The 20,894-nt window shown below is 67.1% G+C and carries 16 protein-coding genes, 2 rRNA genes and 1 riboswitch; of the genes, 13 read left to right on the top strand and 5 right to left on the bottom strand.

What is annotated here, in order from left to right:
- Positions 1 to 30: 30 nt before the first annotated feature.
- The 12 genes from OG828_RS40820 (at position 31) to OG828_RS40875 (ending at position 13,657) form a co-directional block, all read left to right on the top strand.
- A 23S ribosomal RNA gene (locus OG828_RS40820) occupies positions 31 to 3,153 on the top strand.
- Positions 3,154 to 3,223: 70 nt separating this feature from the next.
- Positions 3,224 to 3,340: ribosomal RNA gene (gene rrf, locus OG828_RS40825) — 5S ribosomal RNA — on the top strand.
- A gap of 108 nt (positions 3,341 to 3,448) precedes the next feature.
- The gene (locus OG828_RS40830) at positions 3,449 to 4,060 is read left to right on the top strand and encodes a CDP-alcohol phosphatidyltransferase family protein (protein ID WP_210570956.1); all 612 of its coding nucleotides are present in this window, start codon (positions 3,449 to 3,451) and stop codon (positions 4,058 to 4,060) included.
- A 115-nt stretch (positions 4,061 to 4,175) separates the two neighbouring features.
- Entirely contained in the window at positions 4,176 to 6,671 is a 2,496-nt protein-coding gene (locus OG828_RS40835; RefSeq protein ID WP_328368501.1) for a mannose-1-phosphate guanyltransferase, read from the top strand.
- A 107-nt stretch (positions 6,672 to 6,778) separates the two neighbouring features.
- Positions 6,779 to 7,669 carry a DUF881 domain-containing protein gene (locus OG828_RS40840; protein ID WP_328503991.1) on the top strand — a complete coding sequence of 297 codons (891 nt, stop codon included), beginning with the start codon at positions 6,779 to 6,781 and terminating at the stop codon, positions 7,667 to 7,669.
- Positions 7,666 to 7,998, top strand: a complete 333-nt coding sequence (locus OG828_RS40845) for a small basic family protein (protein ID WP_003988855.1) — start codon at positions 7,666 to 7,668, stop codon at positions 7,996 to 7,998. The genes OG828_RS40840 and OG828_RS40845 overlap by 4 nt, the downstream gene beginning before the upstream one ends.
- A gap of 5 nt (positions 7,999 to 8,003) precedes the next feature.
- On the top strand, positions 8,004 to 8,867 hold the full coding sequence (locus tag OG828_RS40850) for a DUF881 domain-containing protein (RefSeq protein ID WP_328441640.1): 864 nt from the start codon (positions 8,004 to 8,006) through the stop codon (positions 8,865 to 8,867).
- 130 nt (positions 8,868 to 8,997) lie between these two features.
- Positions 8,998 to 9,888 carry an FHA domain-containing protein gene (locus OG828_RS49690; protein WP_443062472.1) on the top strand — a complete coding sequence of 297 codons (891 nt, stop codon included), beginning with the start codon at positions 8,998 to 9,000 and terminating at the stop codon, positions 9,886 to 9,888.
- A 43-nt stretch (positions 9,889 to 9,931) separates the two neighbouring features.
- Positions 9,932 to 10,669: a transcriptional regulator FtsR gene (gene ftsR / locus OG828_RS40860; RefSeq protein WP_328368510.1), complete on the top strand. Its 738-nt coding sequence runs from the start codon at positions 9,932 to 9,934 to the stop codon at positions 10,667 to 10,669.
- Positions 10,670 to 10,754: 85 nt separating this feature from the next.
- Positions 10,755 to 11,228: a bifunctional nuclease family protein gene (locus OG828_RS40865; RefSeq protein WP_004002801.1), complete on the top strand. Its 474-nt coding sequence runs from the start codon at positions 10,755 to 10,757 to the stop codon at positions 11,226 to 11,228.
- A gap of 260 nt (positions 11,229 to 11,488) precedes the next feature.
- On the top strand, positions 11,489 to 12,133 hold the full coding sequence (locus tag OG828_RS40870; RefSeq protein ID WP_328368513.1) for a MerR family transcriptional regulator: 645 nt from the start codon (positions 11,489 to 11,491) through the stop codon (positions 12,131 to 12,133).
- A gap of 57 nt (positions 12,134 to 12,190) precedes the next feature.
- Positions 12,191 to 13,657, top strand: coding sequence for a DNA polymerase IV (locus OG828_RS40875; RefSeq protein ID WP_328503992.1), 1,467 nt, complete (start codon positions 12,191 to 12,193; stop codon positions 13,655 to 13,657).
- Here the strand turns inward: OG828_RS40875 and OG828_RS40880 are convergent.
- The gene (locus OG828_RS40880) at positions 13,579 to 13,950 is read right to left on the bottom strand and encodes a PRC-barrel domain-containing protein (RefSeq protein WP_328368519.1); all 372 of its coding nucleotides are present in this window, start codon (positions 13,948 to 13,950) and stop codon (positions 13,579 to 13,581) included. The genes OG828_RS40875 and OG828_RS40880 overlap by 79 nt on opposite strands.
- A gap of 113 nt (positions 13,951 to 14,063) precedes the next feature.
- A riboswitch (glycine riboswitch) is annotated at positions 14,064 to 14,159 on the top strand.
- Positions 14,160 to 14,334: 175 nt separating this feature from the next.
- Here OG828_RS40880 and gcvP point away from each other — a divergent pair.
- A complete protein-coding gene (gcvP, locus tag OG828_RS40885; protein WP_328503993.1) occupies positions 14,335 to 17,220 on the top strand; it encodes an aminomethyl-transferring glycine dehydrogenase in 2,886 nt (961 codons plus the stop codon).
- Between the two features lie 50 nt (positions 17,221 to 17,270).
- On the opposite strand, the gene OG828_RS40890 is transcribed toward gcvP, so the two are convergent.
- The 4 genes from OG828_RS40890 to modA form a co-directional block, all read right to left on the bottom strand.
- A complete protein-coding gene (locus tag OG828_RS40890; protein WP_328441643.1) occupies positions 17,271 to 17,690 on the bottom strand; it encodes a TOBE domain-containing protein in 420 nt (139 codons plus the stop codon).
- A gap of 27 nt (positions 17,691 to 17,717) precedes the next feature.
- Positions 17,718 to 18,803, bottom strand: a complete 1,086-nt coding sequence (locus OG828_RS40895; RefSeq protein WP_328503994.1) for an ABC transporter ATP-binding protein — start codon at positions 18,801 to 18,803, stop codon at positions 17,718 to 17,720.
- A 325-nt stretch (positions 18,804 to 19,128) separates the two neighbouring features.
- Entirely contained in the window at positions 19,129 to 19,947 is an 819-nt protein-coding gene (locus OG828_RS40900) for an ABC transporter permease (protein ID WP_328505024.1), read from the bottom strand.
- A gap of 17 nt (positions 19,948 to 19,964) precedes the next feature.
- Entirely contained in the window at positions 19,965 to 20,783 is an 819-nt protein-coding gene (gene modA / locus OG828_RS40905) for a molybdate ABC transporter substrate-binding protein (RefSeq protein ID WP_328503995.1), read from the bottom strand.
- Between the last annotated feature and the right edge of the window lie 111 nt (positions 20,784 to 20,894).

A 20,894-nucleotide genomic window follows, 5' to 3' on the forward strand; every position in this document is an offset into this window, starting at 1 on the left:
GAGAACTGCACAGTGGACGCGAGCATCTGTGGCCAAGTTTTTAAGGGCGCACGGTGGATGCCTTGGCACCAGGAACCGATGAAGGACGTGGGAGGCCACGATAGGCCCCGGGGAGTCGTCAACCAGGCTTTGATCCGGGGGTGTCCGAATGGGGAAACCCGGCAGTCGTCATGGGCTGTCACCCATACCTGAACACATAGGGTATGTGGAGGGAACGCGGGGAAGTGAAACATCTCAGTACCCGCAGGAAGAGAAAACAACCGTGATTCCGGGAGTAGTGGCGAGCGAAACCGGATGAGGCCAAACCGTATGCGTGTGAGACCCGGCAGGGGTTGCGTATACGGGGTTGTGGGATCTCTCTTTCACGGTCTGCCGGCCGTGAGACGAGTGAGAAACCGTTGATGTAGGCGAAGGACATGCGAAAGGTCCGGCGTAGAGGGTAAGACCCCCGTAGTCGAAACGTCAGCGGCTCGTTGGAGAGACGCCCAAGTAGCACGGGGCCCGAGAAATCCCGTGTGAATCTGGCGGGACCACCCGCTAAGCCTAAATATTCCCTGGTGACCGATAGCGGATAGTACCGTGAGGGAATGGTGAAAAGTACCGCGGGAGCGGAGTGAAATAGTACCTGAAACCGTGTGCCTACAAGCCGTGGGAGCGTCGCTGTGTGTGCTTGCACATACAGTCGTGACTGCGTGCCTTTTGAAGAATGAGCCTGCGAGTTTGCGGTGTGTTGCGAGGTTAACCCGTGTGGGGAAGCCGTAGCGAAAGCGAGTCCGAACAGGGCGGTAGAGTAGCGCGCTCAAGACCCGAAGCGGAGTGATCTAGCCATGGGCAGGTTGAAGCGGCTGTAAGAGGTCGTGGAGGACCGAACCCACCAGGGTTGAAAACCTGGGGGATGACCTGTGGTTAGGGGTGAAAGGCCAATCAAACTCCGTGATAGCTGGTTCTCCCCGAAATGCATTTAGGTGCAGCGTCGTGTGTTTCTTGCCGGAGGTAGAGCACTGGATAGGCGATGGGCCCTACCGGGTTACTGACCTTAGCCAAACTCCGAATGCCGGTAAGTGAGAGCGCGGCAGTGAGACTGTGGGGGATAAGCTCCATGGTCGAGAGGGAAACAGCCCAGAGCATCGACTAAGGCCCCTAAGCGTACGCTAAGTGGGAAAGGATGTGGAGTCGCACAGACAACCAGGAGGTTGGCTTAGAAGCAGCCACCCTTGAAAGAGTGCGTAATAGCTCACTGGTCTAGTGATTCCGCGCCGACAATGTAGCGGGGCTCAAGCGTACCGCCGAAGTCGTGTCATTCCAGCATGTACCCCCAACGGGGGCTGGGATGGGTAGGGGAGCGTCGTCTGCCGGGTGAAGCAGCCGCGGAAGCGAGTTGTGGACGGTTGACGAGTGAGAATGCAGGCATGAGTAGCGATTCACACGTGGGAAACGTGTGCGCCGATTGACTAAGGGTTCCTGGGTCAAGCTGATCTGCCCAGGGTAAGTCGGGACCTAAGGCGAGGCCGACAGGCGTAGTCGATGGATAACCGGTTGATATTCCGGTACCCGCTGTAAAGCGTCTAACACTGAACCGGGCGATGCTAAGTCCGTGAAGCCGCCCCGGAGCCTTCGGGCAAGGGGGAGTGGTGGAGCCGGCGAACCAGACCTGTAGTAGGTGAGTGATGGGGTGACGCAGGAAGGTAGTCCATCCCGGGCGGTGGTTGTCCCGGGGTAAGGGTGTAGGACGTCAGGTAGGTAAATCCGCCTGGCAGGAGTCTGAGACCTGATGCCGAGCCGATTGTGGTGAAGTGGATGATCCTATGCTGTCGAGAAAAGCCTCTAGCGAGTTTTATGGCGGCCCGTACCCTAAACCGACTCAGGTGGTCAGGTAGAGAATACCGAGGCGTTCGGGTGAACTATGGTTAAGGAACTCGGCAAAATGCCCCCGTAACTTCGGGAGAAGGGGGGCCATCACCGGTGAGAGCACTTGCTGCTTGAGCTGGGGGTGGCCGCAGAGACCAGCGAGAAGCGACTGTTTACTAAAAACACAGGTCCGTGCGAAGCCGTAAGGCGATGTATACGGACTGACGCCTGCCCGGTGCTGGAACGTTAAGGGGACCGGTTAGTCCGATTTCGGTCGGGCGAAGCTGAGAACTTAAGCGCCAGTAAACGGCGGTGGTAACTATAACCATCCTAAGGTAGCGAAATTCCTTGTCGGGTAAGTTCCGACCTGCACGAATGGCGTAACGACTTCTCGACTGTCTCAACCATAGGCCCGGTGAAATTGCACTACGAGTAAAGATGCTCGTTTCGCGCAGCAGGACGGAAAGACCCCGGGACCTTTACTACAGTTTGATATTGGTGTTCGGTTCGGCTTGTGTAGGATAGCTGGGAGACTGTGAACTCTGGACGCCAGTTCAGGGGGAGTCGTCGTTGAAATACCAGTCTGGTCGTGCTGGATGTCTAACCTGGGTCCGTGATCCGGATCAGGGACAGTGTCTGATGGGTAGTTTAACTGGGGCGGTTGCCTCCTAAAGAGTAACGGAGGCGCCCAAAGGTTCCCTCAGCCTGGTTGGCAATCAGGTGTTGAGTGTAAGTGCACAAGGGAGCTTGACTGTGAGACCGACGGGTCGAGCAGGGACGAAAGTCGGGACTAGTGATCCGGCGGTGGCTTGTGGAAGCGCCGTCGCTCAACGGATAAAAGGTACCCCGGGGATAACAGGCTGATCTTCCCCAAGAGTCCATATCGACGGGATGGTTTGGCACCTCGATGTCGGCTCGTCGCATCCTGGGGCTGGAGTCGGTCCCAAGGGTTGGGCTGTTCGCCCATTAAAGCGGTACGCGAGCTGGGTTTAGAACGTCGTGAGACAGTTCGGTCCCTATCCGCTGCGCGCGCAGGAACATTGAGAAGGGCTGTCCCTAGTACGAGAGGACCGGGACGGACGAACCTCTGGTGTGCCAGTTGTTCTGCCAAGGGCATGGCTGGTTGGCTACGTTCGGGAGGGATAACCGCTGAAAGCATCTAAGCGGGAAGCCTGCTTCGAGATGAGTGTTCCCACCCCCATGAGGGGTTAAGGCTCCCAGGAGACGACTGGGTTGATAGGCCGGATCTGGAAGGCGGGTAACCGCTGGAGGTGACCGGTACTAATAGGCCGAGGGCTTGTCCTCAGTTGCTCGCGTCCACTGTGTTAGTTCTGAGGCAACGACCGTGTTGTGTCCGGTCGTAACTTCATAGTGTTTCGGTGGTCATAGCGTGAGGGAAACGCCCGGTTACATTCCGAACCCGGAAGCTAAGCCTTACAGCGCCGATGGTACTGCAGGGGGGACCCTGTGGGAGAGTAGGACACCGCCGAACTCCTTTTAGAGCTCTGGCTCTTGGGCATGACGTCCAAGAGCCAGAGCTTTTTTGCGTTGAGGTAAGGTCAGGGAGCATCGTTGGCTCGTTCCCACAGGAGGCTCCCGGGTGGAGGTCCAGGAGACCCGCGTCCAGACAGACCGGGTCCTCACCATCCCCAACATCCTCAGCATGGCTCGCCTTGTCGGCGTGCCTGTTTTCCTGTGGCTGATCCTCCGGCCCGAGTTCGGAGGGCCCAAGAGCGATGGCTGGGCGCTCCTTGTGCTGATGCTCAGCGGGGTGAGCGACTACCTGGACGGCAAGCTCGCCCGACGTTGGAACCAGATCAGCAGCCTTGGCCGGCTTCTTGATCCCGCCGCGGACCGGCTCTACATTCTCTCGACGCTGGTCGGACTCACCTGGCGGGAGATTCTGCCGATCTGGTTGACCGCTGTACTTCTGGCGCGTGAGTTGGTCCTGCTGGTCATGGTGGGCATCCTCAGGCGCCATGGCTATCCGCCGCCGCAGGTGAACTTCCTGGGCAAGGCGGCCACCTTCAACTTGATGTATGCCTTCCCTCTGCTGTTGCTCAGTGACGGAAGTGGATGGATCTCGTCACTCGCTGCTATTTTCGGCTGGGCGTTCGCCGGATGGGGTACAACGCTGTACTGGTGGGCAGGAGTCCTCTACGTGGTACAAGTCCGCCGCCTGATCCGTGCGGACGCAGCCATGGCCGATTGAACTCGCGGATTGAGGCGGGCGTAGTCCCGCGATGGCCCGCGACGGAAATATGCGGGACAATCTGGACGGGTGAAGTCGGCTAGACCGTCGTCACTTCGAGGAGGACGCTTCCGACATGAAGGCCGTCGTGATGGCCGGAGGCGAAGGCACACGCCTTCGCCCTATGACCTCAAGCATGCCCAAGCCGCTCCTGCCTGTGGCCAACCGCCCGATCATGGAGCATGTTCTGCGGCTGCTCAAAAGGCATGGGCTCACCGAGACCGTCGTCACCGTCCAGTTCCTGGCCTCGCTGGTCAAGAACTATTTCGGTGACGGTGAGGAGCTCGGAATGGAGCTCACCTATGCCAACGAGGAGAAGCCACTCGGTACTGCCGGAAGCGTCAAGAACGCCGAAGAGGCGTTGAAGGACGATGCTTTCCTCGTCATCTCCGGCGATGCGCTGACCGACTTCGACCTCACCGAACTGATCCGTTTCCACAAGGAGAAGGGCGCACTGGTCACTGTCTGTCTGACGCGTGTGCCCAATCCGCTGGAATTCGGTATCACCATCGTCGACGAAGAGGGCCGGGTCGAGCGGTTCCTCGAGAAACCGACCTGGGGCCAGGTCTTCTCGGACACCGTGAACACCGGTATCTACGTCATGGAGCCCGAGGTCTTCGACTATGTCGAGCCAGATGTGCCCGTCGACTGGTCCGGCGATGTCTTCCCTCAGTTGATGAAGGAGGGCAAGCCTGTCTTCGGCTATGTCGCTGAGGGCTACTGGGAGGACGTCGGCACGCATGAGAGCTATGTGAAGGCGCAGGCCGACGTCCTGGAGGGCAAGGTCGACGTCGAGCTCGACGGCTTCGAGATCTCGCCTGGGGTGTGGGTGGCGGAGGGCGCCGAGGTGCATTCCGACGCTGTGCTGCGCGGTCCTCTCTATATCGGGGACTACGCCAAGGTCGAGGCCGGCGCCGAAATTCGAGAGCACACGGTCGTGGGCTCGAACGTGGTCGTCAAGAGCGGTGCGTTTCTGCACAAGGCCGTGGTGCACGACAACGTGTACGTGGGGCAGCACAGCAACTTGCGGGGCTGTGTCGTCGGCAAGAACACCGACATCATGCGCGCCGCCCGGATCGAGGACGGCGCCGTGATCGGCGACGAGTGCCTGATCGGTGAAGAATCGATCGTTCAGGGCAACGTCCGCGTCTACCCCTTCAAGACCATCGAGGCCGGTGCCTTCGTCAACACCTCGGTGATCTGGGAGTCCAGGGGCCAGGCGCATCTCTTCGGGGCTCGTGGGGTCTCCGGAATCCTGAACGTGGAGATCACGCCCGAACTCGCTGTGCGGCTCGCCGGCGCCTATGCCACGACCCTCAAGAAGGGCTCCACGGTCACTACGGCCCGCGACCACTCCCGTGGTGCACGGGCGCTGAAGCGGGCAGTCATTTCCGCACTGCAGGCCAGCGCCATCGACGTACGAGATCTGGAGAACGTACCGCTGCCGGTGGCGCGGCAGCAGACCGCGCGGGGCAGTGCCGGTGGAATCATGATCCGGACCACTCCGGGCGTGCCGGACTCCGTGGACATCATGTTCTTCGACGGGCAGGGTGCCGATCTTTCGCAGGGCAGCCAGCGGAAGTTGGACCGGGTGTTCGCGCGGCAGGAGTACCGGCGGGCGTTCCCGGGTGAGATCGGTGATCTGCATTTCCCGGCCAGCGTCTTCGACTCGTACACCGGGTCGCTGCTGCGGAATGTCGACACGACCGGGATCAACGAGTCGGGGCTCAAGGTCGTCGTGGACGCCTCGAACGGCAGTGCCGGGCTCGTCCTGCCGAGCCTGCTCGGCAAGTTGGGTGTGGACTCGCTGACCATCAATCCCGGTCTGAACGAGTCCAGGCCCACGGAGACGTCGGATGCGCGACGGTCGGGGCTGGTGCGGCTGGGCGAGATCGTGGCGTCCGCTCGGGCCGCGTTCGGCGTGCGGTTCGATCCTGTTGGCGAGCGGCTGTCGCTGGTCGACGAGAAGGGGCGGATCGTCGAGGACGACCGGGCGTTGCTCGTCATGCTCGACCTGGTGGCCGCGGAGCGGCGCAGTGGGCGGGTGGCCCTGCCGGTGACGACCACGAGGATCGCCGAGCAGGTGGCGGCGTACCACGGGACACAGGTCGAGTGGACGACCACCTCGCCCGACGATCTGACCCGGGTCGGACGTGACGACTCGACGATCTTCGGCGGGGACGGCCGGGGTGGGTTCATCATCCCGGAGTTCAGCAGCGTCTTCGACGGTACGGCGGCCTTCGTGCGCCTGATCGGGCTGGTCGCGCGGACGCAGCTCACGCTCAGCCAGATCGATGCGCGGATTCCGCGGGCGCATGTCATCAAGCGGGATCTGGCGACTCCCTGGGCCGTCAAGGGGCTTGTGATGCGGCGGGTTGTGGAGGCTGCCGGAGACCGCTTCGTGGACACCACGGACGGTGTGCGGGTGGTGGAGACCGACGGGCGTTGGGTGATGGTGCTGCCCGACCCGGCCGAGGCGGTCACGCACCTCTGGGCGGAGGGCCCCGACGATGCCTCCGCGCAGGCTCTGCTCGACGAGTGGTCGGCGGTCGTGGACAGCGCCGGGCGCTGAAAAACGCGGCACGCGCGCGTGCCGGACAAGTGTCCTCAAGGGGGCCTGTCCGGCACGCCGGTGGGGCCATTCGGAGGTACTGGCCGCGACATGCGACGATGTGCGGCATGCCGCAGCAGCCCCCCGTTCGGAGCACACCCACGCGCCCTGCGCGTCCGGATGCCTCGATGTCGCTGCTCACCAATGTGATGGACCACAGCCTCGACGAGGGGTACGCCGAAGCGGCGGCCCGGAAAGAGGCCGCCGGCGGCATGCCCAAGACCCTCAGGGCGAAACTGGGCCTTGCCGTCGGTCTGGTGCTGGCGGCGCTCGTCGTCACCGTCGGAGCCGCACAAGCACGTGTAGCCGCGCCTGTCGTGGCGAAGGAGCGCGAGGAGCTGATCGACCGTATCGACCGTGAGACCGCGGCCGCGGATCAGCTCGAGGACGACGTCGACCAGCTGCGCGCCGAGGTGAGTACGCGGCAGCGCGAGGCTCTGAAGCGGAGCGGCGGCAGTGATCAGGCGGAGCTGGTGGGTCTGCTGTCGGGGGCCACGGAGGTGCACGGCCCCGGTGTGAAGCTGGTCGTCGACGACGCCGAGGAAGCGTCGACCGGCGGTGACGGTGATCCACGCGAGACGTCCGGGTTCTCCGACACCGGACGGGTGCGTGACCGTGACATGCAGCGCGTGGTGAACGGGCTGTGGGAGTCGGGGGCCGAAGCCGTCTCCATCAACGGGCAGCGGCTGACGGCGCTGTCGGCGATCAGGGCCGCCGGTGACGCGATACTGGTCGACAACAAGCCGCTGGTGCCGCCGTACACGGTGCTCGCGGTGGGGGACGGGGAGCGGCTGAGCACCAGGTTCCAGAACAGCGCCGACGGGCTGTATCTGAATGCCCTGCAGGAAAACTATGGCATCCGGACCTCCATCTCCGCGGAGGAGGACCTCCGGCTGCCCGCCGCACCGAGCGTGACCGTACGAACAGCACAGCCGAAAACCGAGAAGGGCACATCGTGATCGCCGTACTGGGCCTCGTCGTGGGAGTCGTGGCCGGCCTGTTGGTCCGGCCGGAGGTTCCGGCGGTCGTCGAGCCTTATCTGCCGATCGCCGTCGTGGCGGCGCTCGACGCCGTCTTCGGGGGGCTGCGGGCCATGCTCGACGGCATCTTCGACGACAAGGTCTTCGTCGTGTCGTTCCTGTCCAACGTCGTCGTGGCCGCGTTGATCGTGTTCCTGGGCGACAAGTTGGGCGTCGGGGCCCAGCTGTCCACCGGCGTCGTCGTGGTCCTCGGCATCCGTATCTTCTCCAACGCCGCCGCCATCCGTCGGCACGTGTTCCGGGCGTGAGGCCGATGAGCGACAAAGACGAGGCGGCGGAGAACAGGCTGCGCAAGGAACTGCCCGAAGAGCTTCCCGCGGTGGCCGGCCCGGCAGGGGAAAAGCCCGCTGAGGAAGCGCCGGCTGAGGACGCCCCCGCCGCGGCGGAGCCGGAGCTGACCGGACGGCAGCGGCTGGTGCAGGGGATCTGGCCGCCGCGCGTCACCCGGGCCCAACTCATCGTGGCCCTGCTGCTGTTCGGCCTCGGCTTCGGCCTGGCCGTCCAGGTGGCCTCCAACAGTGACGGCGACAGTGCCCTGCGTGGTGCGCGTCAGGAGGATCTCGTGCGCATCCTCGATGAACTGGATGACCGCACCCAGCGTCTTGAGGACGAGAAGCAGGGGCTCGAGAAGCAGCGCGACGAGCTGGAGAACAGCTCGAACCAGGCCGAGGAGGCCCGGAAGCAGACACTCGAGAAGGAGCGGCAACTCGGCATCCTGGCGGGCACGGTGGCCGCGCAGGGGCCGGGTATCACGGTGACCATCGACGACACGAAGGGGACGGTCGAGGCGGACATGCTGCTCGACGCGATCCAGGAGCTGCGCGCGGCCGGCGCGGAGGCGATCCAGGTGAACGGCGTACGGGTCGTCGCCGGCACCTACCTGACGGACTCCGGCAACAGCGTGAGCGTCGATGGGAACAAGATCAACGCTCCCTATCGTTTCAAGGTCATCGGCAAGCCGCAGGACCTCGAACCGGCGCTCAACATCCCAGGAGGCGTGGTGCAGACTCTCGAGAAGGAGCAGGCCACCGTGACCGTCGAGCGGTCCAGCAAGATCGTTGTTGACGCCTTGCGAGCGGCGAAGCGGCCTGACTACGCTCGGTCGTCCTCCCAGTGAACCGGGGGTGCATGGGGGACGTCCGGCGAGGGCAAGACGTTGCGGGGGGTCGGCGCACCGAATGGGTGGTGCGTGGTGGAAACTGTCTGGTGGATACGGACGTTGTGAGGATGTCCGGGTCGACCGGTGAGTGCAATCAGGGTTCGTCCTGCCCCACGGGCGGGTCTGTTTCGGTCAAGGGGAATCGCCCGTGAAGTTGTTTGCGAAGTTGTTCGGCAAGAGCGCGCGAGAGGGTCGTGAAAACGCCACGGCTCGTCATCGCGCGCAGCCCGACGCGGAAGGTCAGCGCCCGATGTTCCGGGACCAGGTCGCTGGTCCGGGAGGTGACATTTCGGGAGGTCAGGGCGCGCCGTCTGTTGACCCTGCGCAGTCCGGCGACATAGGTTTCGGGCAACCGTCAACCTCAGGTGCGGGTGGAGGATTTTCCGCCGACCCGTACGCGTCCAACGCCCCGGCGGGGCAGCCGCGGCAGGAGGATCCGTCCATGTCGGCCCTGGTATGTACGAGGTGCGGTAACCGCAACGCGGAGAACAGCCGCTTCTGCTCCAATTGCGGTGCCCCGCTGCGGTCCGGGGCCGCGGCCGAGCGTCCGTCCGAGACGACCTCCACGATCTCCATCTCCGGCCTTGAGGCGTACGACGCCGAGGTCACCGGCCAGACCCAGATGCCGATGCTCTCCCCGGAGGCGCAGGCGGCCGTCGACGCGCTGCCGCTGGGCTCGGCGCTGCTGGTGGTGCGCCGCGGGCCGAACTCCGGCAGCCGCTTCCTCCTGGACAGCGACCTGACCACCGCCGGGCGGCACCCGCAGAGCGACATCTTCCTGGACGACGTGACGGTCTCCCGGCGGCATGTGGAGTTCCGCCGCAGCCCCGACGGCTCGTTCACGGTGGCCGACGTGGGCAGTCTGAACGGCACGTATGTCAACCGCGAGCGCATCGACCAGGTCGCCCTGTCGAACGGTGACGAGGTGCAGATCGGCAAGTACCGGCTGGTCTTCTACGCGAGCCAGCGAGGCTACTGACCCTCCCCCGGGCGCCGTCCGGGGGGACCCCCAGGGAAGGTCCATGCTTCAAACACCGAGCGGCGGTGCCGGAGCCGGTACCGCCGCCACGGACAGTGGGCTGATGAGCATCGGCACGGTGCTGAACGTGCTGCGCGACGAGTTCCCGGAAGTCACCATCTCCAAGATTCGTTTCCTGGAGTCGGAGGGGCTGATCGAGCCGCAGCGGACCCCCTCCGGGTATCGCAAGTTCAGCGCGGACGACGTCGAGCGCCTCGGCCATGTACTGCGTATGCAGCGGGACCACTATCTGCCGCTCAAGGTGATCCGCGAGCACCTGGACGCGATAGCCCGCGGGGAGGCCGTACAACTGCCCGCGCTGGCCCGCCAGCGTGACGGTGAAGCCGTGGTCGAGGCCTCCGAGGCTCCCACGGCGGCCCGGATCGGCCGGGCCGAACTGCTCGCCGCCGCGGAGATCTGCGAGCGGGAGCTGGAGGAGTGGGAGGCGTACGGCCTTATCGCTCCGCTGCCGGACGGGGCGTACGACGCGGAGGCGGTCACTGTTGCGTCGCTCGTCTCCGAGCTGGGGCGGTTCGGGATCGAGCCGCGCCATCTGCGGGTCATGAAGGCCGCCGCGGACCGCGAGGCGGGCCTGGTGGACCAGGTGGTGGCCCCACTGAAGCTGCATCGCAATCCGCAGACCAGGGCGCATGCCGAGGCGCGGACCAAGGAACTGGCAGTGCTGACCGTGAAGCTGCACGCCGCGCTCGTGCAGACCGCGCTGGGAGTGCGGTTGCCCTGAGGCGGCCGGGCCGTCGGCGTCCGGTTGCGGCACCCGTTTTCGGCCCGACTACCCAAACGTCCCGGGCACGGCCTAGGGTTGCTGTGTGAACGAGCTCGATGTCGTAGGTGTCCGGGTCGAAATGCCCTCCAACCAACCGATCGTGCTCCTGCGCGAAGTGGGAGGCGACCGTTACCTCCCCATCTGGATCGGGCCGGGGGAGGCGACGGCCATCGCTTTCGCCCAGCAGGGCATGGCCCCCGCACGACCGCTGACCCACGACCTGTTCAAGGACGTGCTGGAGGCCGTCGGCCAGGAGCTCACCGAAGTGCGCATCACGGATCTGCGTGAGGGCGTCTTCTACGCCGAGCTGGTCTTCGCCAGCGGCGTCGAGGTGAGCGCCCGCCCGTCCGATGCCATAGCGCTGGCCCTGCGCACCGGAACGCCGATCTACGGCAGCGACGGTGTGCTCGACGACGCGGGGATCGCGATCCCGGACGAGCAGGAGGACGAGGTGGAGAAGTTCCGCGAGTTCCTCGACCAGATCTCGCCCGAGGACTTCGGCACCAGCAGCCAGTGAAGCGCGGCGGCCCGGCGGACGCAGCCCCCTGTCGGGTCGGTCGATGCCTCACGGTGGCGCGAAATGCCGGCATGTGCCAACGGCGCGTGAGAGCGTCGGTCAAGCCCCCTCCGAGCGCATTCGGCTAGCCTTTCCCCGCGGTGGGGTACGGGAAACCACTCCTAGGGTGATTATCACTCGGCGTGCCGAGTGTGGCGATCGTTGACGCACCCCTGGTGACTGCCTACCGTCGAGAAGGCAGGTCAAGGACGGAGGTCGGCGTGAGAAGCAGCGGCGACGGTACGGCTGGGGGTGCTCCCGGACATGGCCCGGGGGCGAGCGGTCCGTACCCGCTTCACGGCAGCGCGGCCGATCACGCTCCGCAGCACATGGCGGCCGTGCCCAGCAGCGGAGGGGCGACGTCCATGGCGTCCGAGCAGATCGGCTACCGCGGTCCGACGGCCTGTGCGGCCGCGGGCATCACCTACCGGCAACTCGACTACTGGGCACGCACCGGGCTGGTCGAGCCGAGCGTGCGGCCCGCGCACGGGTCCGGCACGCAGCGGCTGTACAGCTTCCGCGACGTCGTCGTCCTGAAGATCGTCAAGCGGTTCCTGGACACCGGGGTGTCGCTGCAGAACATCCGTACCGCCGTCCTGCACCTCAGGGAGCGCGGTTTCCGCGACCTGGAGCGCATGACGCTGATGAGCGACGGCGCCACCGTCTACGAGTGCACCTCGCCCGACGAGGTCCACGCGCTGCTCCAGGGCGGCCAGGGCATCTTCGGGATCGCGGTGGGCGTCGTGTGGCGGGACGTCGAGAGCGCCCTCTCCCAGCTGCACGGGGAGCGGATCGACACCGGTGAGACGCTCGTCGGGAACAACCCGGCCGACGAACTGGCGCGGCGGCGGAACCGGGCGGTCTGAGCCCCGTTCCACAGCGGTTCGCGGGCATTGTCAGTGGCGTAGGGCAGCATCGGACATGTGAGAAACGCGCCCACGATCCTGCATCTCGACATGGATGCCTTCTTCGCCTCGGCGGAGCAGGCGTCCAAGCCGAGCCTGCGCGGGAAGGCCGTCATCGTGGGCGGGCTCGGGCCGCGGGGGGTGGTGGCGACGTGTTCGTACGAGGCGCGTGTCTTCGGGGTTCACTCGGCGATGCCGATGGCGCAGGCCCGGCGGCTCGCGCCGAACGCCGCGTATCTCGTGCCGAGGTTCGGGTTCTACCGGTCGATCAGCGAGCAGGTGATGGGGCTGCTGCGGGATCTGTCGCCGCTGGTGGAGCCGCTGAGTCTGGACGAGGCGTTCGTCGATCTGGAGGCGGGTGGGGCGGCCTGGGACGAGGCGTCCGCGCGGTTGGCCGGGGTGAAGCTGCGGGCCGACATACGGGCCGTCACCGGGCTCACCGGGTCGGTCGGACTCGCCGCCTCCAAGATGCTCGCGAAGATCGCCTCGGAGCAGGCCAAGCCCGACGGTCTGGTGGTGATCGAGCCGGGGAGTGAGCGGGCGCTGCTCGGGCCCATGTCGGCGCGGACCCTTCCGGGGGTCGGACCGGCGACGGGCGACCATCTGCGGCGGGCCGGGATCACCACGGTCGACGAGATCGCTGAGGCGGGCGAGGACGAGCTCGTACGACTGCTGGGCAATGCTCATGGACACGCGCTGTACGCCATGGCGCTGGCGCGCGACGACCGGCCCGTGGTGGCCGAACGGGAGACCAAGTCGGTGTCGGTCGAGGACACCTATGACGTGGACATTCACGACCGGGTGCGGGTCGGTCTGGAGGTGCAGCGGCTCGCCGACCGGTGTGTGCGGCGGCTGCGTGGGGCCGGGCTGTCGGGGCGGACCATCGTGCTGAAGGTGCGGCGGTACGACTTCTCCACGCTGACCCGGTCGGAGACCCTGCGCGGGCCCACGGACGATCCCGGAGTCGTGCGCGAGGCCGCGGCCCGGCTGCTGGAGGCCGTGGACACCACGGGCGGGGTGCGACTGCTGGGGGTGGGCGTCAGCGGGCTCGCCGACTACACCCAGGAGGACCTGTTCGCGCAGGCGGCGGGGGAGCAGGCGGAGAGTGAGGTGGAGGAGCCTGTGGCCGGCGAACCGGTCGAGGTGCAGCCGGCGCCCGTGGAGCGGAGGTGGCCGGCGGGGCATGACGTTCGGCATGGCGAGTACGGGCACGGATGGGTGCAGGGCAGTGGGCTCGGGCGGGTCACGGTGCGGTTCGAGACGCCCGATTCGGAGCCCGGGAGGGTCCGGACTTTCCGGGTCGACGATCCCGAGCTGGAACCCGCGGATCCGTTGCCGCTCGTGCCGCGAAGACCCGAGGGGCCGGAAGAGCCTGAGGTACGGGAGGAGCCCGCGGTGCCTGCGGTTCAGGTGTCGTCCGTGCCGGCCAGCTTGCCGAAGTCGCGGTCCGGGAGCGAGGGCGGTGGGGCGACGTCCAGACCGTAGTGGTGGTAGAGCTGGAGTTCCTGCTCCGGGGAGAGGTGGCGGCCGACGCCGAAGTCGGGGGCGTCCTTGATCAGGGCGCGGTCGAAGGGCACGTGCAGGGCACCCTCTATCAGCTCGCTGGGCTCGAGGGGGACGAAGGCGTCCCTGCTGAACAGGCCGGTGCGTATCGCGGCCCACTCCGGCTCTCCGGTGGCGTCGTCGAGGTAGACCTCGTCGATGGTGCCGATCTTGGTGCCACTGCGGTCGAACGCCTTGCGGCCGATCAGGTTGCGCGGATCGATGTCGGTCTGCACGGGCCCTCCAATTGGTCGCAACTCATCCGTAAGCACTACAAAAGAGCAGATTCACCAAGGTGGCCACTCGAAGGTTGCGGCGTTGACCTCGCTGGTACTCTGGCAGCGGCTGCTGACCCCGTGCGGGAGAGTCCTCCAGACACCATCGGAGGCGCCGAAGGAGCAAATCCTCCCCGGAATCTCTCAGGCTCACGTACCGCACGGACGAGGTCACTCTGGAAAGCAGGGCGGGTGTCGACGGCTTCCGCTCTCACCGACGGTGAAAGCCGGGTGCCCTTGGGCGTCCGGTGAAGCTCTCAGGTTGAGATGACAGAGGGGGAGGCCGTCCGGGCACCCGCGCCGTGGTGTCCCTCGAAGGTCGTGTCAGACCAGGAGGCCTCCGCAATGACCGCCCACCGCATTCCGCTCTCCGAGCTCGAACAGGGAATCCCCTTCGAGCAGCGCCACATCGGGCCCGACCAGGAGGCGCGGGCCAAGATGCTCGCGCAGGTCGGCTACGGCTCCCTCGACGAGCTGACCGCCGCCGCGGTGCCGGATGTGATCAAGAACGCCGACGACCTGGAGCTGCCGGGTGCGCGCACCGAGGCCGAGGTGCTGGCCGAGCTGCGCACGCTGGCCGACCGTAACCAGGTGCTCGGCTCCATGATCGGGCTCGGGTACTACGGGACCTTCACGCCGCCCGTCATCCTGCGGAACGTCATGGAGAACCCGTCCTGGTACACGGCTTACACGCCGTACCAGCCGGAGATCTCCCAGGGGCGGCTCGAGGCGCTGCTGAACTTCCAGACCATGGTCGCCGACCTCACCGGGCTGCCGACCTCCGGTGCCTCGCTGCTCGACGAGGGCACGGCCGCCGCCGAGGCGATGGCGCTGTCCCGGCGGATGGGCAAGAACAAGAAGGGCCTGTTCCTGGTCGACGCGGACGCGCTGCCGCAGACCATCGCCGTGATCGAGACGCGGGCCGAGCCGACCGGCGTCGAGGTCGTCGTCGCCGACCTCAGCGAGGGCATCCCGGCCGAGTTCGCCGAGCGTGAGATCAACGGCGTGCTGATCCAGTACCCGGGCGCCTCCGGTGCCGTACGCGACATCAAGCCGGTCATCGACCGGGCGCACGAGCTGGGCGCGCTCGTCACCGTCGCCGCCGATCTGCTCGCGCTGACGCTGCTGAAGTCGCCGGGTGAGCTGGGTGCCGACATCGCGGTCGGTACGACGCAGCGGTTCGGTGTGCCGATGGGCTTCGGCGGGCCGCACGCCGGATACATGGCCGTACACGAGAAGTTCGCGCGCAGCCTGCCCGGACGGCTGGTGGGCGTGTCCGTCGACGCGGACGGGCACAAGGCGTACCGGCTCGCTCTGCAGACGCGTGAGCAGCACATCCGTCGCGAGAAGGCGACCAGCAACATCTGTACCGCCCAGGTGCTGCTTGCCGTGATGGCCGGGATGTACGCCGTCTACCACGGGCCCGAGGGGCTGAAGGGCATCGCCCGTCGGACGCACCGGTATGCGTCGATCCTCGCCGAAGGGCTGAGGAGCGGTGGTGCCGAGGTCGTCCACGGCGAATACTTCGACACGGTCACCGTCCGGGTTCCGGGGCGGGCCGCCGAGGTCGTCGCCGCCGCGTATGAGAACGGCGTCAACTTGCGGCTGGTGGACGCCGACCTCGTGTCGATCGCCTGTGACGAGACCACGAACCGGGCCCAAGTGGGCGCCGTCTGGAGCGCGTTCGGGGTCGAGGCCGACATCGAGGCGCTGGACTCCGGCGCGGCGGACGCGCTGCCGGACGCGCTGTTGCGCGCCGACGAGTTCCTGACCCACCCGGTCTTCCACCAGCACCGTTCCGAGACCGCGATGCTGCGCTATCTGCGCCGGCTCGCCGACCGGGACTACGCGCTGGACCGCGGCATGATCCCGCTGGGCTCCTGCACCATGAAGCTCAACGCCACGACCGAGATGGAGCCGGTCACCTGGCCCGAGTTCGGGCAGTTGCACCCCTTCGCGCCCGCCGAGCAGGCGCAGGGATACCTCACGCTCATCCGAGAGCTGGAGGAGCGGCTCGCCGAGGTCACCGGGTACGACAAGGTGTCGCTGCAGCCCAACGCCGGTTCGCAGGGCGAGTTCGCCGGGCTGCTCGCCGTACGCGGATATCACCGGGCCAACGGGGACGAGCAGCGGACCGTGTGCCTCATTCCGTCCTCGGCGCACGGGACCAACGCCGCCAGTGCCGTCATGGCCGGGATGAAGGTCGTCGTCGTGAAGACCGCCGAGGACGGCGAGATCGACGTGGCGGATCTGCGGGCGAAGATCGAGCAGTACCGCGACGAGCTGTCGGTGCTGATGATCACGTACCCGTCGACGCACGGTGTGTTCGAGGAGCATGTCGCCGACATCTGCGCGCAGGTGCATGAGGCGGGTGGCCAGGTGTACGTCGACGGCGCCAACCTCAACGCGCTTGTGGGGCTTGCCAAGCCGGGGCACTTCGGCGGTGATGTCTCGCATCTGAATCTCCACAAGACCTTCTGCATTCCGCACGGTGGTGGCGGTCCGGGCGTCGGTCCGGTGGGTGTGCGTGCGCATCTGGCGCCGTATCTGCCGAACCACCCGCTGCAGCCTGCCGCCGGTCCTCAGACGGGTGTCGGGCCGATCTCGGCCGCGCCCTGGGGTTCGGCGGGGATCCTGCCGATCTCGTGGGCGTACGTCCGGCTCATGGGCGGCGAGGGGCTCAAGCGGGCCACGCAGGTGGCGGTGCTCAGCGCCAACTACATCGCCAAGCGGCTCGAGCCGCACTACCCCGTGCTCTACACCGGTCCCGGCGGGCTGGTCGCGCACGAGTGCATCATCGATCTGCGGCCGCTGACCAAGGCGACCGGCGTGAGCGTCGACGATGTCGCCAAGCGGCTGATCGACTACGGGTTCCACGCGCCGACGATGTCGTTCCCGGTGGCCGGGACGCTGATGATCGAGCCGACCGAGTCCGAGGATCTGATCGAACTCGACCGGTTCTGCGAGGCGATGATCGCGATACGGGCGGAGATCGAGAAGGTCGGTTCGGGCGAGTGGCCCGCGGACGACAACCCGCTGCGGAACGCGCCGCACACCGCGGGCGCGCTCGGCGGGGAGTGGAAGCACGCGTACACGCGCGAGGAGGCCGTCTTCCCGGAGGGCGTCTCGGCGTCCGGGAAGTACTGGCCGCCGGTGCGGCGGATCGACCAGGCCTTCGGTGACCGGAACCTGGTGTGCTCCTGCCCGCCGCTGGACGAGTACGAGGACTGAGTCGTACGTCGTCGGAGGGCTCCGCCGTCATGGCGGAGCCTTCCGATGCGTCATGCGGTCGCCAGTGAGACCTCGGTCGACTTGATCAAGGCGACGACCGGCGTGCCGGGTGACAGGGCCAGTTCCGCTGCGGCGTCCTTGGTGATCGCGGCGGTCAGTTCGCCGCCCTCGACGCGGATCTTCACGGAAGCCATCGCGTTGCCGGCGGTGATATCGGTGACCGTGCCGGGGAGCTGGTTGCGGATGGACAGGCCCTCGACCGGGGCGGTGGCGAGGGACACCTCCGTCGACTTCACGAGGGCGCGGACGGCGGAGCCCGGGGCGAGGCCGAGGTCGGTGACGGCTTCCACGGTGATCGCCGCGGTGAGGCTCTGGCCGCCGGTGAGGCGGACGCCGACGGTTGCCATCACCTCGCCGGGCGTGATGGTGACGACCGTGCCGGGGAGCTGGTTGCGGATGCTCAGGGTCATGGGCATCAACCTAGGGCTCCGGGTGGATCATGCCGGGTATGCGTGGGTCTGCGTCGCCTTGACCGTTGCCCACACCGGGGCGCCCGGGTGCAGATCGAGTTCGGCGGCGGCGACCGTGGTGAGGTCGGCGGCGAGCGGGAGTTCGCCGGTGAGGTCCGTGCGGATCTGATCGCCGTGGGTTTCCAGGCCAGCCACTTCGCAGCGCCACAGGTTGCGGGCGCTGGAGCCGGTGGGGCGGTCGCGGTGGAGGGTGACCGCGCTGGGAGGGAAGGCGACGAAGACCGGTCCGGCGAGGTCTTCCGTGGTGGTGATGTCGGGGCCGGCGTCCAGGTGGACCGTGTGGCCCGCTGCCTGTCCCTTGTAGAGGTTCAGGCCTACCAGTTGGGCGATGTAGTCCGTACGGGGATGGCGGGCGATGTCGGACGGGGTGCCCTCCTGGACGACTGCGCCGTGCTCGATGACGACCAGTCGGTCGGCCAGCACCATGGCGTCCAGGGGGTCATGGGTGACCAGGACGGCGACTGCCTCGAAGTCGGCGAGGTGGCGGCGGAGTTGGGCACGGACTTCGAGGCGGGTACGGGCGTCCAGGGCGGCGAGTGGCTCGTCGAGGAGGAGCAGGCGGGGGCGGGTGGCGAGGGCGCGGGCGAGGGCTACGCGTTGGGCCTGGCCGCCGGAGAGGCTGCGGGGCTTGGCGGTGGTGTGCGCGGTGAGGCCCATGCGGTCCAGCCACTCGGCCGCCTGGGCGCGGGCCTCGGCCTTTGTGGCGCCGTGGCAGCGGGGGCCGAAGGCGACGTTGTCCAGGGCGGTGAGGTGGGGGAAGAGGAGGTAGTCCTGGAAGACGACGCCGACCGGGCGGGATTCCGGGGGTGTGTGGTGCAACTCGGTGCCGTCCAGGTGGAGATGGCCGGCGGTGAGGGGGGTGAGGCCGGCGAGGGCGCGGAGGGCGGTGGTTTTGCCTGCGCCGTTGGGGCCGAGTAGGGCTACTACCTCGCCGGGGGCGGCGGTGAGGGTGATGTTCAGGTGGAAGGGGCCGCGGGTGACGGTGAGGTGGGCGTCGAGGCCTTCTGGGTTTGTGCGGCTGGTGTGCTGGTGTGCTTTGTCCAGGTCGGTCATGGGGTGCACGTCCGGGGGGTGGGCGCGGTGCGGGGGGTTTCGGGGCGGGCCGGTGCTGGTGCTGGGGGGTGGGTTTCGCTCGCCGGCGCTGGCGGGGTGCCGCTGCGCCCACCCGTGCCGCCCCAGCGGCACGACTGCCCGCAGCTGCGCGCTCTGCGGTGCGTGCAGTGACTCGGCCGTCGATCGTCTGCGGGTCCGTTGTGGCTGGTCGCGCCCACGCGGCGGAGCCGCATATTCAGATACAGCCCCGCGCCCCTTTGGGGCGCTGCTCGACCGCAGCTGATTTCGCCAGGGACGGCAAGGGCGGGGATGAGGGCGCGGCTGCTCATGAGGGTGTCATCCAGCGGTCCCGTAGGCCTGCCAGGACTGCGATGGAGACCGTCAGGAGGACCAGGCTGAGGGCGATGGCGGCTGCTGGGTCGTTTTGGAGGGCCAGGTAGACCGCTAGGGGCATTGTTTGGGTGCGGCCGGGGAAGTTGCCGGCGAAGGTGATCGTCGCGCCGAACTCGCCGAGGGCGCGGGCCCAGGCGAGGACCGCGCCTGCTGCGATGCCGGGGGCGATGAGGGGGAGGGTGACCCGGCGGAAGGCCGTGAAGCGGGAGGCGCCGAGGGTTGTGGCTGCCTCCTCGTAGCGGGGGTCGGCGGCCCGTAGCGTGCCCTCCACGCTGATCACGAGGAACGGCATCGCCACGAAGGTCTCCGCCAGGACCACGCCGGTGGTGGTGAAGGGGAGTGTGATGCCGAACCACTCGTCCAGCCATTGGCCGACGACGCCGTTGCGGCCGAGGGCCAGCAGCAGGGCGACGCCGCCGACCACGGGGGGCAGGACGAGCGGCAGGGTGACCAGGGCGCGGACCAGGCCCCGGCCGGGGAAGTCCGTGCGGGCCAGCAGCCAGGCCAGCGGAACGCCGATGACCAGACTCAGTGCCGTCGCCGCCGTGGCGCACACCAGCGACAGGCGCAGCGCCTCCCACACCTCGGGGCTGGTCAGCTGGTCGGGCAGGGTCCGCCACGGCGTCCGTACGAGCAGGGCGACGAGGGGGAGCAGCAGGAACGCCAGGCCGAGGAGGGCCGGGATCAGCAGGGGGAGCGGCGCCAGGCGGGGGCGGGTGCGGGTGCGCGTACGGGTGCGCCCGCTCTCGATCGTCTCGGCCGGCCCTCTCACGGCTTGAGGAACCCCGCCCCGGTCAGGACCTGCTGGCCCGTGGGTGACTTCACCAGTTCCATGAACGCCTTCGCCGCCTCGGAGTTGGGGGCGTCCTTGAGGAGGGTGATCGGGTAGTCGTTGATGGCCTCGGCCGACTCGGGGAAGTCCACGCCCTCCACCTTGTCACCCGCGGCCTTCACATCCGTCTTGTAGACGACAGCGGCGTCCGCCTCCTTCAGCTCGACCTTCGTGAGGGCGCTCTTCACGTCCTGCTCGTACGAGACCGGGGTGAGCTTCAGGTCGCTGGCCTGCAGGGCCTTCTCCGCGGCGGCGCCGCACGGCACCGTCTTGTCGCACAGGACCACCTTCAGGCCGGACTTGGTGAGGTCCTTGAGGGAGGCGATCCTGTCGGGGTTGCCGGGCAGGGTGGCGATCTCCAGCTGGTTGCGGACGAAGGTGGACGGGGTGCCGTCCGCGGCCTTGGCGTCCGTCACGATCGCCATCGTCTTGGCGCTGGCCGCGGCGAAGACGTCGGCCGGGGCGCCGCCCGTGATGCTGGCGGCGAGGCTGTCGCTGCCGCCGAAGCTGAAGGTGACCTTCGTGCCCGGGTGGTCCTTCTCGAACTCCTTGCCCAGGGTCGTGAAGCTCTCCTCGAGGGAGGCGGCTGCGAAGACGGTGACGGTGCCGGACAGCTTCGGCGACCCCGATGACGAGGGGTCGGAATCCGCCGCGGAGCCGGACGAGGAGGAGCAGGCTGTCAGGGCCAGCAGCAGGGCGGCAGCTGCGCCGGCCGCCTGCGGGGTCCGGCGGGTCCGGCGCGCGGAACGGGTCATCACAGGTCCACTCCCTCTGTCTCCCGGGGAGGGTTCCCAAGAGTCCCCGGGCTCTTCCGATGCGTCGATGATACTGGCGCATATGCGAGGCGTAAGTCTCCTGTCGCATCG

The sequence above is a fragment of the Streptomyces sp. NBC_00457 genome (assembly GCF_036014015.1).
Lineage (GTDB): Bacteria > Actinomycetota > Actinomycetes > Streptomycetales > Streptomycetaceae > Streptomyces.